This is a genomic window from Hyphobacterium sp. (assembly GCF_965228115.1).
Taxonomy (GTDB): Bacteria; Pseudomonadota; Alphaproteobacteria; order Caulobacterales; family Maricaulaceae; genus Hyphobacterium.
The window spans coordinates 1,182,071-1,195,095 of the sequence record NZ_OZ245794.1; the positions used below are offsets into that span (position 1 = coordinate 1,182,071).

Here is a 13,025-nt window from a genome sequence, read left to right on the forward strand (position 1 = left end):
CGTATTTTAGGACACAGGCATGTCTGAATCCCTTCAGGAACTCCTCAACCGGCTTGCGCCGCTGATTGTGGATGGGTCACCCCATGCTCAGGCCCTGGGCCTTGCGCTGGATGGCCTCGGCCCGGGCCGGGCGACAATGCGCGCGCCCTATCGCGAAGATCTGATCGGTGATCCGGAAACCGGCGTCCTGCATGGGGGTGTGGTCACTGCCCTGCTCGATCATGCCTGCGGCGTGGCCGCTTTCTCCGGCCTCGGCGCCAAGGAAACACCCGCCACGCTGGATCTTCGGATCGACTACATGCGACCGGCGGAACCGGGCAATGACATTATCGCGGAAGCGGAATGTATCCGCGCGCATGGCCTCATCGCCTTTGTCCGGGCCACCGCTCATGACGGCGATGAAAGCGATCCGGTGGCGATGGCGTCTGCCGCTTTCATGGTGACGCGTCCGTCCAAGGAAGCCGCCGAAAAAGCACGGAAAATCATTGAGACCGGGGAGATGATCCGTGAGTGAGCAATTGATCCAGGACCTCCTGGAAGTGCCCTATGTGGCCAAATTCGGTATCAAATTCGAACGCAAGGGCGATGAGTTGACCGGTGTCCTCCCGTATGAAGAACACCTCGTCGGAAACCCGCTCGTGCCGGCCCTGCATGGCGGCGCCGTTGGTGCGTTTATGGAAGTCGTCGGCTCCGGCGCGCTTTTAGCGCAACAAAAGCTCATCCGCCTTCCCAAACCGATTGATGTGGCGGTGGATTACCTTCGCCCGGCGCGTCCCGTCGATGTTTATGCCCGTGCCCTGATTGGCCGGTCAGGCTCGCGAGTGGCGAATGTGCGTGTCGAGGCCTGGCAAGGCCGCCGCGAAGCGCCGGTTGCGACGCTTCATGGCCACTTCCTGATCAAGCCGGAACCGGTAACAACTAGTTAGCATTCCCTCGCCCCTTTTAAGGGGAGAGGGAAGAGAAAGCGGATCATTGATCCGGTTTCGAGGGTGAGGGGTTCATTTCCAGAAAGCGGATGGCCTCAAGAATGCTCTCTGCTACGCCGTCCAAATTGGTCAGAATGTCGTGGTTCCAGAACCGCAAAACACGCCAGCCTTTACTTTCCAACCAAGCCGTGCGTTCATCATCATAACTTTTCTGATCGGCGTGTTGGCCGCCATCAGCTTCGATGATCAGTTTTAATTCCAGACAGGCGAAGTCAGCGATAAAGGGGCCGACCGGAAGCTGCCGCTTGAATTTCCGACCGGCCAGATTTCGATTGCGCAGCAAGTACCAGAGCTTGCCTTCAGCATCTGTCTGATCGCGCCTTAATTTGCGGGCCTTATCGCGGTGGGGATGTCTCACCCCCTCACCCTACCCTCTCCCCCTCAAGAGGGGAGAGGGAAATTTGATGGATGCCGCATGAGCCAGCTCGCCGCAGGTCATCCTGCCGCATTTGCCGGAGCGACCGCGCGCCCTAACTTTCGGGTCATGAAAAACGATCCAGTCACCGCCTATTATGACGGGCTTTGCCCTTTTTGCGTTCATGAGATGAAAGTCTATGAGCGCCGGGGCCAGGGCAATGTCATCCTGCACGATGTGAATGGCGATATCCCGGAAGATGTCGACCGCAAGGCGGCATTGGATGCGCTCTGGGTCCGCAAGGCGGATGGCACACTGGTGACCGGTTGGGATGCTTTCATTGCCATCTGGGAACGCAGCCCCGGTTTTGAATGGCTGGCGGCGATCAGCCGCCCGCCGGTCATCAAGTGGCCGCTGGATAAAATTTATCGCTTGCTGGCCCCTTACCGGCCGCGCCGGAAATGTGCCGATGGCGCGTGCGAAATCTAAAGCCGATCTGCCCAGCAAAGTCTGCGTAACCTGTGGCCGCCCATTTACCTGGCGCAAGAAATGGGAACGCGATTGGGAGAATGTGAAATACTGCTCAAAGCGGTGTGCGGGCGCGCGCTAAACTGCCTTTACCACTTCACCAAACGCCAGCGCATGGCGCTTCGCCAGCGCCGTAACATCCCGCGAATAGCCACCGCCCATGACGACGCAAAGCGGCACGCCCGCGCTTTTGACGGTGTCGATCACATAGGCTTCGCGTTTGGCGAGACCTTCATCAGACAAGTCTAAGAGCCCCAGCCGGTCCTCGCGATGCGGGTCCACCCCCGCATTGAAGAAAACGAGATCCGGTTTTTCCTGCTCCAATAGTCCCGGCAGGGTGTCGGCCAGCGTGCGCAGATAAGCCTCGTCGCCCGTGCCTTCTTCCAGACCGATATCAAGATCGCTCGGCACTTTGCGGCGCGGCCAGTTTTTCTCGCAATGCAGGGAGAAGGTGAACGCACGCGGCTCGTTCGCGAAAATCTTTGCCGTGCCATCGCCCTGATGCACATCCAGATCCACGATCAGAATTTTCGAAACCGAGCCTTCATCCAGCAAAAGCCGCCCGGCCACGCCGACATCATTGAACACGCAGAAACCCGCCCCGCCTTCGGGCATGGCATGGTGAGAGCCACCCGCCAGATTGCCCGCCACGCCATGTTCCAGCGCGAGGCGCGCGGCCAGCACGGTGCCGGCCACAGACGATCGCGTGCGGTGTTCTATAAATTTGGTGACTTTAAAGCCGATCTTGCGCTGTGTCGCCTCATCCAGCGTCTGGCTTAAAACGCCCGCCACATAGGCGGGATTATGCGCCAGCGTCAGCCAGTTTTCCGGCGCCATCATGGGCTGGTGATAATCTTCCATCGAGGTCACCACGCCCTCGCGCACCAGCGCCTCGGCGACGGCGCGATACTTTCCCATGGGAAAGCGATGCGTCGCGGGCACGTCTGCCGCGACGTAAAGCGGATGAAACACAAGCGGCGTCAAAGCCTAGAAATCGTTTTCCAGAACAAAGCGATAGCGCACATCGCCTTTCTTCAACCGGTCGATGGCTTCGTTGATCCTGGACATGGGCAGATGCTCGGTCTGGGCGGTAATGTCATGACGCGCGCAGAATTCCAGCATGGTCGCAATCGTGGCGGGCGCCCCGACAGACGAGCCCGTTACGCTGCGCTGATTATCCATCAACATGCCGGCCGCGACGGGCATTGGCTCCATCACCGCGCCCACCATGTGCAGCTTTCCACGCGGCGCGAGGGCCGAGATATAGCGCGACCATTTCAGCGGCACATTCACGGTTGAGAGCACCATGTCATAGCGGCCTTTTTCAGCCTTCAGCGCGTCTTCATCGCGGCTGTTGACGATGCGGTGTGCACCCATGGCACGGGCTTCTTCGGCCTTGGCTCCGGTGGAGGTAAAGGCGGTGACTTCACAGCCCCAGGCTTTCAAGAATTTCACTGCCAAGTGGCCCAGCCCGCCAATGCCGATCACGCCCACCTTGTCGGTCGGCTTGATATTGTTCTGAACAATCGGATTGAACACGGTAATGCCGCCACAAAACAACGGCCCGGCTTTGTCCGCATCCACACCGTCCGGCAGCTTGACGGCCCAGGCGGCTTGGGCGCGCACCTTGTCGGCAAATCCGCCATACCGGCCTTGATGGGCCGCCGCCACGCCCTTGGCATCCCCGCACATATTGTGATCGCCACTCATGCAGGGATGGCAGGTCAGGCAGGAATGCGCATACCAGCCCACGCCCACCCGGTCGCCCGCTTTCAGATGCGTAACCGCAGACCCAACGCTTTCCACCACGCCGACCACTTCATGGCCGGGCACCAGCGGGTATTGCGAAACGAACCACTCATTATCGATCAGCGACACGTCGGAATGACACAGCCCACAGCTTTCCACGGCGATTTCGACCTCATCCGCCGGAAGCGGACCGGGATCATACTCATACCGCTCCAGCGCTGCGCCCTGTTCTTTTGCCGCCCATGCCTGGATCATCTGGGTCACTCCCCGCAAACTATTGTGATCAGCATATAGGCAAGTCGCGATTGCGTCCCACCTTTCGCGCGGCTAACCCGCAGCGATGGATCCTGCCACCCTCTCCCGCAAGGATGTCTTGCTGCGCGCCTGGCCGTTGGTTTTCGCCAATGCAGCGATACCACTGGCCGGCGTGGTTGATACCTTCGTCCTGGGTATTGCCGGGGATGAAACCGATCTCGGCGGGGTGGCGCTGGGGGCGGCCCTCTTCTCCATCGTCTATTGGAGTTTCTATTTCCTGCGCATGGGCACAACCGGCCTGACCTCCCAGGCCGATGGCGCGGGCGATGAAGACGAGGTGCAGCGCTCGCTGGTGCGCGCCATGGTGCTGGGGCTGGCGATCGGCGCGGTGATCATGGTCGCGCAATATCCGATTGGTGCGTTCGGCTTTTTCATCCTGCAGGGCGGAGAGGCCGTCGAGACCAATGGCGCGCATTACTTCTATGCACGCTCCTGGGGGGCGATCGGGGCGTTTGGGGTGTTTGCCATTACCGGCTGGCTGATCGGGCTGGGCCGGTCGACCGAAACCCTGATCATTCATGGCGTCATCAGCGCGGTGAATATCATCCTGGATATCTGGTTTGTCATGGGATTGGGCTTTGCTGCTGGCGGCGTTGGCGCGGCCACCGCGATTGCGGAATGGTCCGGCTTCGCGCTCGGGCTGTTCTTCGTGGTGCGCGTCATCGCAGGCCGGGGCGGTTGGCGGCCAAACGTCATGAACCGCACCGCCCTTCTGGAACCCGCCGCCTTGCGCAAAATGGTGGACATCAATCTCAACCTGATGATCCGCACCTGGGCGATGAATATCGGTTTCACCTGGTTTGCCAATGCAGGCGCTCGCCAGAGCGATGCTGTACTGGCGGGCAATCATGTCCTCTTGCAGGTGATCACCATCACCGCCTTCGTGCTCGACGCGTTTGCCTTTGTGTCGGAAACCGAAGCCGGGCGCGCGGTGGGACAGAACTCCGTGCCGCGCTTGCGGCGGGCTCTGATCCTTACCTCCGAACAGGCGCTGGTCGCAGGAGCGATCTTTGCGGCCGTGCTGCTGGCCTGGGGGGATGAAGCGCTGACCCTGGTCATTGGCGATGAAGATGCGCGGCAAGCCGCCATCGACTTTTTGCCCTATTGCGCCTTTGCACCGCTGATTGGCGCTATGGCGTGGATTTTCGACGGCATTTTCATTGGCGCGACCAGAGGCGCCATGCTGCGCAATTCCGCGATTGCCGCCGTCATAATCTACCTGGCCGCCGATTTTCTCCTCTCGCCCTGGCTGGGCAATCAGGGCGTCTGGATCGCCTTCCTGATTTATTATGCCGCTCGCGCCCTGACCCTCGCCGTCCAATATCCGGCGCTCGAACGGCGTCTGGCGGAATAATAGGCAACGCGGCGTTCGAACCGTCCCCTTGCCGGAACGGCCCATCAGCGCTAAGTCGCGCGGTCTATTTTTCCTTGTCTAAGAAAGCCTGCTCCATGTCCCTGTCTGCCCAAGCCGCCAACGCCAAAGCCTGGCCGTTCGAGCTCGCGCGGCAGATCCTCAAAAGGGTGGAAAAGTCCGGCAAGGATGAGGTGATTTTTGAGACCGGTTATGGCCCGTCCGGCCTGCCGCATATGGGCACGTTCGGAGAGGTCGCCCGCACCTCGATGGTGCGCCATGCCTTCCGCGTGCTGACCGATGATAAAATCCCGACGCGGCTGATCTGTTTTTCCGACGATATGGACGGGATGCGCAAGGTTCCCGCCAACGTGCCGCAACAGGACTTGCTGCAGCAATACTTACAAAAGCCGCTGACCGATGTGCCGGACCCGTTCGGCACGCATGAAGGCTTTGCCCAGCACAATAATGCGCGCCTGCGCGCCTTCCTCGACGGATTCGGGTTCGACTACGATTTTTATTCCGCGACCGAACAATACCGGTCCGGCGCGTTTGACGAGGTGCTCCTTCGCGCTCTGGAAAAATACGATGACATCATGAAAGTCATGCTGCCCACCCTGGGCGCAGAACGGCAGGCGACCTATTCGCCCTTCCTGCCGATCTCGCCCAAGACGGGCCATGTACTTTATGTGCCGATGAAAGCGACCAATCCTGCCGACGGCACCATCACCTTCACCGATGAGGATGGCGAGGATGTCACGCTTCCCGTGACTGGCGGGAATGTGAAACTGCAATGGAAGCCGGATTTCGGCATGCGGTGGGCGGCGCTGGGCGTGGATTTTGAAATGTTCGGCAAGGACCATCAGGCCAATGCGCCGATCTATTCGCGCATCTGCCGGATCCTGGGCGTCGAGCCGCCGGTGCAGTTTGTCTATGAGCTTTTCCTGGATGAGCAGGGCGAGAAAATCTCCAAGTCGAAGGGCAATGGCCTGTCGGTGGAAGAGTGGCTGCGTTATGGCACGCAGGAAAGCCTGTCGCTTTATAATTTCACCAAGCCCCGCACCGCCAAACGGCTTTATTTCGATGTCATCCCCAAGGCGGTGGATGAATATTATCAACATCTGGCGGCCTATCAGACGCAGGACGAAGCCAAGCGGCTGGAGAACCCGGTCTGGCATATTCATGACGGCCAACCGCCAGCGGAAGGCACGCCGGTCAGCTTTGCGATGTTGTTGAATCTGGCGTCGGTCGCCGGGGCGCATGACAAGGCAACACTGTGGGCCTTCCTTTCGAATTATGCGCCGGAAGCGACACCGGAAACTGACCCCGCGCTGGACGGTCTGGCAGAGCGCGCTGTGGCTTATTACGAGGACTTCGTGGCGCCCTCGAAAGTCTATCGCGAGGCCAGTGAGGTCGAGCGCGCCGCCATGCTGGATCTGATTGCGCGTTTGAAAGCTCTGGACCCGGCGGAAAAGGACGCCGAACTGATCCAGACCGAGGTCTATGCCGCCGGCAAGGAACAGCCCTTTGACAATCTGCGTGACTGGTTCAAAGGCCTCTATGAAGTCCTTCTGGGCCAGAGCCAGGGGCCGCGCTTTGGCGGTTTTGTGGCCATCTATGGCATCCCGGAAACCATTGCCCTGATTGAGAAGGGGCTGGCTGGGGAAATGGTGGCAGAATAGCCCTGCCTCTCACTTGTGTTTATAATGTTTGACATTCGGTCGATGATTTTTTACATCCTGTCATGTCAATAATTACTAACATGAGGTCGATGAGGTTTGACATGAGTTTCAGAGAGAAGAGCACCTGGGTGCTGCTGGCCGTAACGGTCATCGTCTACGGTCTTTACTTCGCCAACACGATAGGTGGAGCGCTGGCCAATGGTGTGCCGGAGGTGGCGGACAATGTACGCCTGTTCGGGGCTGTCGTGTTGATGGTCATCCTGTCCATCATCGCGCATATCGTGATCGCAATCCTGTCTCCCAAGGATGCTGATACGGCTGATGAACGCGACCGTCTGATTGAACTGCGCGGCGATCAGTACGGCGGATTCGTTATGGCGGTTGCCCTGTTTTCTACGCTGGGTCTGGCATTGGCAGGCGCGTCGGTATTCTGGATTGCCCATGCTGCGCTGGCCGGTCTTGTTGTCTCAGAGCTGGTGAAGTCGGTGTCCAAGCTGATCGATTACCGCCGGGGGGTGTAGTCATGGGTAAACCCACACGCATCACCAACCGGCTGCGCGAATTGCGCTTTCACTCAAAGGAGATGACGCAAGCCGAACTGGCCAAACGGGTCGGCGTGACCCGTCAGACCATTATCGCGATTGAGCAGGGGAAATATTCCCCGTCTCTGGAAGTGGCCTTCCAGATTGCAAATGTGTTCAAAGTGCCACTGGAAGAGGCCTTCCAGTATCCAGAGTCTGATTGATCAGGCGGCTGCCGGGCGATAATCGCCAAAATGCTCGTTCAGCATGCGTCGCAAGCGCGGGTCGGCATCGTTGACCGCATCCGGGGTCGGGAAAGCCGGAGCGGTGCGCAGCGTTTCGATCGGAACATTCAGCACACAGCGGTCATAGGCCGGATCAAAGGTCAGCGCTTCCCACGGCACAGCGTAGTAGCGTTCGCCCAGCTCGCTGGGTTGGTCCAGCACGACAACGGCGTGCATGACGCGGCCGGTGGCAACGCCGACGACAACATCGTCCATCATACCCAGCTTGCGGCCGGACGGGCTGACAACGGGAATCCCATGCAGGGCAGTGGCGGAAGAGATACGGGGGAGGATAGACATGGCCGAACTCCTTTCTAGAGTGGCAAATCAATCAAGCGCCACGGCCAGACCCAAACGCCGGGGACCTGATTTGAGCCTTGGCGCAAGTCTCTAACGCCAGTGATTCGACGACTTTTCAGTGACAGCGACGTGTCCCGAATGTGACGATTTGGCCGTGATCGTTAATGCATACGCCACACTAGATGTGGTGGATCACTGGCTGGCCCATACAATTCTTGCCATCCAGGCAATGTCGGAGGCCTTAAGCGTCCGGCCCGGATAGTCCGGGTTCAATGAGGCCAATTCGATGCCATCGCCGGAGATCCTGACCAATTCTTTGGCCAGAACCTCTCCGGCCGTCGTGCGCACGACTACCCGGTCGCCCTTGCGCGGTGTTTCACCGGGAGCCACCACAACGCGATCGCCATCGCGATAGACCGGCGCCATGGAGTCACCGGAGATTTGCAGCGCATAGGCATGGGCATCAGAGACGCCGGGGAAAGTCACTTCCTCCCACCCTTGACCGACAGGGAAGCCTGCATCGTCGAAAAACCCGGCATCGCCCGCCTGCGCGAGGCCAATCAGCGGGACCGACCGGGTTTGCGCGCTACCGGCTGCCAGGGCTGCAAACTCCTCAAAGCCAATCCGCGTCGCGGTCAGCGCCTTGGCGATGCTTTCGGTCGAGGGCCAGCGGGGACGTGAGCCATCCGCGCTGGTGCGCTTGGAGAGGTTGAATGTGGTCGGGTCCATACCGGCTTTTTTTGCCAATCCAGAAGCCGTCAAGCCGGACCTGGCCGCCAGAAGGTCAACACCCTTCCAGATTTGATTATGGGTCAGCATGGTGTTTATTCCGCTCAAGCTGAGTCGCTCCTTACTACAGGAATATATTCCTTGACCACAACTATAAATAGAATACCAGCCGGAATATTTTCCGCAAGCCGCCAAACACCGGGAGTCTGCGATGAATGATCCGATCTACAAATTGATTGACCCCCGCGACTGGGCGAAAGCGATGGCCGCGGGTGTTTTCAAGGGCGCAGGCGTTGATCTGGAAGATGGCTACATCCATTTCTCCACCGCCGTTCAACTGCCGGAAACGCTGGAAAAATGGTTTGCAGATTTTGACCGGCTGGCCTTGATCGAAATCGACGCCGATCATTTTGGATCCGAGCTGAAATGGGAAAAATCGCGGGGCGGCGATCTCTTTCCGCACCTCTATGATGAATTGCCCATGGTGGCCGTTCGAACCGTGCGCCTGTTGCGCAAGGGCGATGAAGGTGGCTGGCTTTTGCCGGAGGATTTATCGACGTGAGCGACCTCGGCAAGCTTGGCACCAAGGCGCTGCACGCCTTCCCGCCGGAATTGGCACATACGCTGAGCTTGAAAGCGTTGAAGTCCGGCCTGGTGCCTGTGCCAACAATCGTGCCTGATCCAATCCTTCAGACCTCACTGGCAGGGCTGGGCCTGCCCAACCCGGTAGGGCTGGCGGCAGGCTATGACAAGAATGGCGAGGTGATTGATCCGCTGTTGAAGCTCGGTTTCGGCTTTGTCGAATGCGGGGCAGTCACACCGCGGCCCCAGGCGGGCAATCCCAAGCCGCGGGTTTTCCGCCTGTCGCAAGACGAGGCCGTCATCAACCGGATGGGATTCAACAATGCGGGCTTGGTGGCGTTGAAAGAGCGCTTGTCATCGCGCCTGGGAAAACCCGGCGTGGTCGGTGTCAATCTGGGGGCCAACAAGGATTCCACCGACCGCACTGAAGATTACGTCACCTCGTTGACCGCGCTGGACGGGCTCGCGGATTTCTTCACCATCAATATTTCCTCGCCGAACACGCCGGGCCTACGCGCCCTGCAATCCAAGGAAGCGCTCGATGATCTGTTGGCGCGGGTGATGGCGGCCAAGGGCGCAGCCCCGGTCTTCCTGAAAGTCGCGCCGGATTTGAAGGATGAAGATCTGGCCGACATCGCCGCCAGCGCGGTCGAAAACAAAATTGATGCCTTGATCGTGTCCAACACGACCATCGAGCGCCCGGAAAGCCTCAAAAGTGCGGATCGCGCCGAAGCCGGTGGATTATCAGGCCGACCCCTGTTTGACGCCTCCACCTCGGTTCTGCGCGCATTTGCGAAAACACTGAACGGCGCGGTTCCGCTTATCGGGGTCGGCGGTATCGAAAATGCCGAAACGGCCTACGCGAAAATACGCGCCGGGGCGTCTGTCGTTCAGCTTTATTCAGCGCTGGTCTATGAAGGCCCTGGCCTGATTTCGCGGATCAATCAGGGTCTGGCTCTGTGCCTCAAGACGGATGGGTTCAGCAAGCTGGGCGATGCCGTTGGCGCAGATCTCTAGGGCGCCTGCCTCGCTGGGCTAAATGGTGCCTGACCACCTCGCCAGCCCTGCCCTGGCCAGTCATCCGTCCGTTAAACCAACTCCCGTGTGTTGATAGATTTTCACAGCCTATGTATTCAACTCACTTGTAACTGACTGACTGGTCAGTTATATGTAGAGCCATGAACACACATGCCAACCTTCCCCCCGCCCGCCGCCGACCGGAAGACCGTCCGGACGAGATTCTCACCGCCGCGATGGAGGTCTTCACCGAAAAAGGCTTTGCCGCTGCCCGCGTGGAAGACATCGCCAAGCGTGCCGGCCTCTCCAAAGGCGCGGTCTATCTCTATTTCGAGAGCAAGGATGCCATGCTGAAGGCGCTGGTGGAACAATCCGCCGGCGCCATCGTCAATGCCGCCACCGCCTTTACCGAGATCAGCGCCGGCGATGACCCCGAGAAAGCCTATCGCGCTATTTTGAAAATGGCGTTGGTCTCACTCACCGATCGGGAAGTTTCGGCAGCCACGCGCCTTGTGATGACGGAAGCCGGGCGGTCGCCCGAAATCGCCGCTTACTATCGCCAACGCGTGATCGAGACAGGCCGTAGCGCGGTGACCGCTCTCATCGACGCGGGTGTGAAAGCCGGCGTATTCCGCGATGTCGATCGCGACTCCGCCGTGCTCACCTTTATTGGTCCAGCCATTAAGCAGATGATGTTGAATTCAATCTTTCAGCGCGAAACCGATCCTGATTTCGATGCGGAGAAGATGGCGGATGCCATCGCGGACATTATCCTGAACGGGCTGAAGCCGCGCTAGCCTTCACCATCGAATATCTCTTCGATCTTCAGTTCAAACAGGCGCGCGATTTTAAACGCCAGCGGCAGAGACGGATCATACTTGCCATTCTCGATCGAGATGATCGTCTGGCGCGAGACACCCAGCGCATCGCCCAGCGCCTGCTGGCTCAATCCGCGTTCGCCGCGAAGCTCTCGGACCCGGTTCTTCATTCGTAGCGCCGTTTCACAATGTGCAAGGCGATGTAATAGAAGACCAAGCCCAGCGGCACGGCCATCGTGGTGACCAACGCCGTCAGATCGCCTGGAAGCGCGTCGGCGCTCCATAATTGCAGATTCATACCGAGGATCGTCATCAGCGTGACGACGGCGCCAAAGCCAAGCGCCAGTGCAGTGACATGAATGCGCTGTTGCAACTCGTCCAGTTGGCGCATCAGCACGTAAAATTCGTACAAAAGGAATAAAAGCGCGAAGAGGCCCGCATAGCCTGCGATGAGGGCAATCGTCGGGTTTCCACCCGCTTCCGCGTAAATCTGCGAACCCAGATAGAGCGGCAAAAACAGAAATCCGCTGATCAGCGAGCGCCAGACATAACGGCGGCGCGCCTGCGGCGGGGCCGAGCTGGCTTCCGGCATCAGATCCATGGATCAAACTCCTTCGATTTTTGGTGCGGGCCGCCGACGGTAAAGCCCCAACAGGGTGATACCTGCTGCGATAGCCGCGAGCGTGATCACAAGGCGGACCGGAAAGTTTAACAAGGCGGGCAGTTCCATCAGAAGATGAACCAGCCCGTTGACGGCGTAGGCAGATCCGCCGGCAGCCAGAATCGTCACGATCAACCCCATAAGTGTCGCCTTTCTCTGGCTACCGGCGGGCGGACAGGTCGTGCCGCCACTCATGCCTGGTCCTCTGTGGCGGCCTGACCGGTCAGGCGGCGCCATAGCCGCTTGCGGTTGGCAAACGCTGTCCAACCGCCAATCACTGCCAGCGACCAGAACAGGACTTCCGTTGCGATCGCAGCAATTGTGACCGCCACCGTGAAGGCAGCAATCGAGTCCGTAGACATGTAGGTGATGACCACACCGGCCCAGGCCCCAACGGTGGCCAGACCGGCCAGCACGAGAACGAGTTTGCGGATAAATGACGTCATGAGGAGATTCCTTCTTCGTTTATTTTCAATCGACCTTCAGGGGTTTGAGCCCCCGTTTTGTTAAGTGACCTTTACAGGTATAATGATAGGGACCCTTTACGTCAAGCACCCTTTACCATCGAACAGGTTTTTGCTGACCAGCCGCGCCGGAGGCTGGCGTTTTTGTCGGTCAGGCGGCAAACTCGCCGTCCGTAAATTACCGGGAAATGCCATGCCGAGATTAGTCCTTGTCCGCCACGCCAAAGCCGTTGACCGGATGGATGCGGATGATGACTTTGAACGCGGCCTGACACCACGCGGGCGCGAGGACGCCCGGACATCCGGCGACACATTGAAAGCAGCGGGTATCACCGTTGATCTGGCGCTGGTCTCGCCCTCGCAACGTACGCTTCAAACCTGGATGGCGATGCGCGAGGCTGTTGGAAATCCGGCGTTTGAGGACCCGATGGCGCTTTACCATGCCTCCCCTGACATGCTCATCCGCGCCGCTCGCGAAGCGCTTCGCCGGTCTGATGCCGTCATGCTGGTGGGACATAATCCCGGAATTGGCGCCCTTGCGCACAATCTGGCCGATCGGGCGGGACGGCTGCACAAGATGCCGGATGGCTACCCGACCTCTGCGGTAACGGTCTTTACCTGTGATCCCGAATTCGACGATGTCTCGCTGGATTTGATCATAAATCCAAAAGATTGAGTGGCGC

General features: G+C 59.2%; 21 protein-coding genes. 12 read left to right on the top strand and 9 right to left on the bottom strand.

Translation table 11 applies throughout. The features are described from left to right. Positions 1-19: 19 nt before the first annotated feature. Entirely contained in the window at positions 20-514 is a 495-nt protein-coding gene (locus ACO079_RS06390) for a PaaI family thioesterase (RefSeq protein WP_421792654.1), read from the top strand. Further along, the gene (locus tag ACO079_RS06395; protein WP_421792656.1) at positions 507-926 is read left to right on the top strand and encodes a PaaI family thioesterase; all 420 of its coding nucleotides are present in this window, start codon (positions 507-509) and stop codon (positions 924-926) included. The genes ACO079_RS06390 and ACO079_RS06395 overlap by 8 nt, the downstream gene beginning before the upstream one ends. A gap of 43 nt (positions 927-969) precedes the next feature. Here the strand turns inward: ACO079_RS06395 and ACO079_RS06400 are convergent, their stop codons facing one another. Next, complete coding sequence (locus ACO079_RS06400) at positions 970-1,344, bottom strand: endonuclease domain-containing protein (protein WP_421792658.1); 375 nt, start codon at positions 1,342-1,344, stop codon at positions 970-972. Positions 1,345-1,401: 57 nt separating this feature from the next. On the opposite strand from ACO079_RS06400, the gene ACO079_RS06405 reads away from it, so the two are divergent. After that, positions 1,402-1,830 (top strand): thiol-disulfide oxidoreductase DCC family protein, encoded by a 429-nt coding sequence (locus ACO079_RS06405; RefSeq protein WP_421792660.1) that lies wholly within the window; start codon positions 1,402-1,404, stop codon positions 1,828-1,830. Continuing rightward, the gene (locus tag ACO079_RS06410) at positions 1,811-1,951 is read left to right on the top strand and encodes a DUF2256 domain-containing protein (RefSeq protein WP_421792662.1); all 141 of its coding nucleotides are present in this window, start codon (positions 1,811-1,813) and stop codon (positions 1,949-1,951) included. Before ACO079_RS06405 ends, ACO079_RS06410 begins: the two co-directional genes overlap by 20 nt. On the opposite strand, the gene ACO079_RS06415 is transcribed toward ACO079_RS06410, so the two are convergent. Further along, entirely contained in the window at positions 1,948-2,853 is a 906-nt protein-coding gene (locus ACO079_RS06415; protein ID WP_421792664.1) for a histone deacetylase, read from the bottom strand. The two genes, ACO079_RS06410 and ACO079_RS06415, sit on opposite strands and share 4 nt — an antisense overlap. A 3-nt stretch (positions 2,854-2,856) precedes the next feature. Further along, positions 2,857-3,873 (bottom strand): NADPH-dependent aldehyde reductase Ahr, encoded by a 1,017-nt coding sequence (gene ahr / locus ACO079_RS06420; protein WP_421792666.1) that lies wholly within the window; start codon positions 3,871-3,873, stop codon positions 2,857-2,859. Between the two features lie 85 nt (positions 3,874-3,958). Here ahr and ACO079_RS06425 point away from each other — a divergent pair, with 85 nt between their 5' ends. The 4 genes from ACO079_RS06425 (at position 3,959) to ACO079_RS06440 (ending at position 7,711) form a co-directional block, all read left to right on the top strand. Then, complete coding sequence (locus ACO079_RS06425; RefSeq protein WP_421792668.1) at positions 3,959-5,287, top strand: MATE family efflux transporter; 1,329 nt, start codon at positions 3,959-3,961, stop codon at positions 5,285-5,287. Between the two features lie 95 nt (positions 5,288-5,382). Further along, on the top strand, positions 5,383-6,966 hold the full coding sequence (locus ACO079_RS06430) for a lysine--tRNA ligase (protein ID WP_421792670.1): 1,584 nt from the start codon (positions 5,383-5,385) through the stop codon (positions 6,964-6,966). 101 nt (positions 6,967-7,067) lie between these two features. Next, positions 7,068-7,487 carry a hypothetical protein gene (locus ACO079_RS06435; RefSeq protein ID WP_421792672.1) on the top strand — a complete coding sequence of 140 codons (420 nt, stop codon included), beginning with the start codon at positions 7,068-7,070 and terminating at the stop codon, positions 7,485-7,487. A 2-nt stretch (positions 7,488-7,489) separates the two neighbouring features. Continuing rightward, on the top strand, positions 7,490-7,711 hold the full coding sequence (locus ACO079_RS06440; protein WP_421792674.1) for a helix-turn-helix transcriptional regulator: 222 nt from the start codon (positions 7,490-7,492) through the stop codon (positions 7,709-7,711). Here ACO079_RS06440 and ACO079_RS06445 read toward each other — a convergent pair whose 3' ends face one another. Beyond that, positions 7,712-8,071 carry a PRC-barrel domain-containing protein gene (locus ACO079_RS06445; protein WP_421792676.1) on the bottom strand — a complete coding sequence of 120 codons (360 nt, stop codon included), beginning with the start codon at positions 8,069-8,071 and terminating at the stop codon, positions 7,712-7,714. Between the two features lie 192 nt (positions 8,072-8,263). Then, entirely contained in the window at positions 8,264-8,890 is a 627-nt protein-coding gene (locus ACO079_RS06450) for a S24 family peptidase (RefSeq protein ID WP_421792921.1), read from the bottom strand. Positions 8,891-9,011: 121 nt separating this feature from the next. Here ACO079_RS06450 and ACO079_RS06455 point away from each other — a divergent pair, with 121 nt between their 5' ends. The 3 genes from ACO079_RS06455 to ACO079_RS06465 all read left to right on the top strand — a co-directional run bounded on the left by ACO079_RS06455 (position 9,012) and on the right by ACO079_RS06465 (position 11,196). Beyond that, a complete protein-coding gene (locus ACO079_RS06455; RefSeq protein WP_421792677.1) occupies positions 9,012-9,362 on the top strand; it encodes a DUF952 domain-containing protein in 351 nt (116 codons plus the stop codon). After that, the gene (locus tag ACO079_RS06460; protein WP_421792679.1) at positions 9,359-10,399 is read left to right on the top strand and encodes a quinone-dependent dihydroorotate dehydrogenase; all 1,041 of its coding nucleotides are present in this window, start codon (positions 9,359-9,361) and stop codon (positions 10,397-10,399) included. Before ACO079_RS06455 ends, ACO079_RS06460 begins: the two co-directional genes overlap by 4 nt. A gap of 161 nt (positions 10,400-10,560) precedes the next feature. Beyond that, complete coding sequence (locus tag ACO079_RS06465) at positions 10,561-11,196, top strand: TetR/AcrR family transcriptional regulator (RefSeq protein ID WP_421792680.1); 636 nt, start codon at positions 10,561-10,563, stop codon at positions 11,194-11,196. Here ACO079_RS06465 and ACO079_RS06470 read toward each other — a convergent pair. Genes ACO079_RS06470 through ACO079_RS06485 form a run of 4 tightly spaced genes read right to left on the bottom strand, consistent with a single transcriptional unit; the run spans position 11,193 to position 12,324 of the window. Further along, positions 11,193-11,387 (bottom strand): helix-turn-helix transcriptional regulator, encoded by a 195-nt coding sequence (locus ACO079_RS06470; protein WP_421792682.1) that lies wholly within the window; start codon positions 11,385-11,387, stop codon positions 11,193-11,195. The two genes, ACO079_RS06465 and ACO079_RS06470, sit on opposite strands and share 4 nt — an antisense overlap. Continuing rightward, positions 11,384-11,818 (bottom strand): hypothetical protein, encoded by a 435-nt coding sequence (locus tag ACO079_RS06475; RefSeq protein WP_421792684.1) that lies wholly within the window; start codon positions 11,816-11,818, stop codon positions 11,384-11,386. Before ACO079_RS06475 ends, ACO079_RS06470 begins: the two co-directional genes overlap by 4 nt. 3 nt (positions 11,819-11,821) lie before the next feature. Further along, the gene (locus ACO079_RS06480; protein ID WP_421792685.1) at positions 11,822-12,073 is read right to left on the bottom strand and encodes a hypothetical protein; all 252 of its coding nucleotides are present in this window, start codon (positions 12,071-12,073) and stop codon (positions 11,822-11,824) included. Beyond that, entirely contained in the window at positions 12,070-12,324 is a 255-nt protein-coding gene (locus tag ACO079_RS06485; RefSeq protein ID WP_421792686.1) for a hypothetical protein, read from the bottom strand. Before ACO079_RS06485 ends, ACO079_RS06480 begins: the two co-directional genes overlap by 4 nt. A gap of 211 nt (positions 12,325-12,535) precedes the next feature. On the opposite strand from ACO079_RS06485, the gene ACO079_RS06490 reads away from it, so the two are divergent. Further along, complete coding sequence (locus tag ACO079_RS06490) at positions 12,536-13,018, top strand: SixA phosphatase family protein (RefSeq protein ID WP_421792687.1); 483 nt, start codon at positions 12,536-12,538, stop codon at positions 13,016-13,018. Positions 13,019-13,025 lie beyond the last annotated feature (7 nt).

Excerpts from the sequence above, each read along its gene's own strand:
- ACO079_RS06390 (WP_421792654.1), top strand. The coding sequence starts at position 20 with ATGTCTGAATCCCTTCAGGAACTCCTCAACCGGCTTGCGCCGCTGATT.
- ACO079_RS06405 (WP_421792660.1), top strand. The coding sequence starts at position 1,402 with ATGAGCCAGCTCGCCGCAGGTCATCCTGCCGCATTTGCCGGAGCGACC.
- ACO079_RS06410 (WP_421792662.1), top strand. The coding sequence starts at position 1,811 with ATGGCGCGTGCGAAATCTAAAGCCGATCTGCCCAGCAAAGTCTGCGTA.
- ahr (WP_421792666.1), bottom strand. The coding sequence starts at position 3,873 with ATGATCCAGGCATGGGCGGCAAAAGAACAGGGCGCAGCGCTGGAGCGG.
- ACO079_RS06425 (WP_421792668.1), top strand. The coding sequence starts at position 3,959 with ATGGATCCTGCCACCCTCTCCCGCAAGGATGTCTTGCTGCGCGCCTGG.
- ACO079_RS06430 (WP_421792670.1), top strand. The coding sequence starts at position 5,383 with ATGTCCCTGTCTGCCCAAGCCGCCAACGCCAAAGCCTGGCCGTTCGAG.
- ACO079_RS06435 (WP_421792672.1), top strand. The coding sequence starts at position 7,068 with ATGAGTTTCAGAGAGAAGAGCACCTGGGTGCTGCTGGCCGTAACGGTC.
- ACO079_RS06440 (WP_421792674.1), top strand. The coding sequence starts at position 7,490 with ATGGGTAAACCCACACGCATCACCAACCGGCTGCGCGAATTGCGCTTT.
- ACO079_RS06445 (WP_421792676.1), bottom strand. The coding sequence starts at position 8,071 with ATGTCTATCCTCCCCCGTATCTCTTCCGCCACTGCCCTGCATGGGATT.
- ACO079_RS06450 (WP_421792921.1), bottom strand. The coding sequence starts at position 8,890 with ATGCTGACCCATAATCAAATCTGGAAGGGTGTTGACCTTCTGGCGGCC.
- ACO079_RS06455 (WP_421792677.1), top strand. The coding sequence starts at position 9,012 with ATGAATGATCCGATCTACAAATTGATTGACCCCCGCGACTGGGCGAAA.
- ACO079_RS06465 (WP_421792680.1), top strand. The coding sequence starts at position 10,561 with ATGAACACACATGCCAACCTTCCCCCCGCCCGCCGCCGACCGGAAGAC.
- ACO079_RS06470 (WP_421792682.1), bottom strand. The coding sequence starts at position 11,387 with ATGAAGAACCGGGTCCGAGAGCTTCGCGGCGAACGCGGATTGAGCCAG.
- ACO079_RS06475 (WP_421792684.1), bottom strand. The coding sequence starts at position 11,818 with ATGGATCTGATGCCGGAAGCCAGCTCGGCCCCGCCGCAGGCGCGCCGC.
- ACO079_RS06480 (WP_421792685.1), bottom strand. The coding sequence starts at position 12,073 with ATGAGTGGCGGCACGACCTGTCCGCCCGCCGGTAGCCAGAGAAAGGCG.
- ACO079_RS06485 (WP_421792686.1), bottom strand. The coding sequence starts at position 12,324 with ATGACGTCATTTATCCGCAAACTCGTTCTCGTGCTGGCCGGTCTGGCC.
- ACO079_RS06490 (WP_421792687.1), top strand. The coding sequence starts at position 12,536 with ATGCCGAGATTAGTCCTTGTCCGCCACGCCAAAGCCGTTGACCGGATG.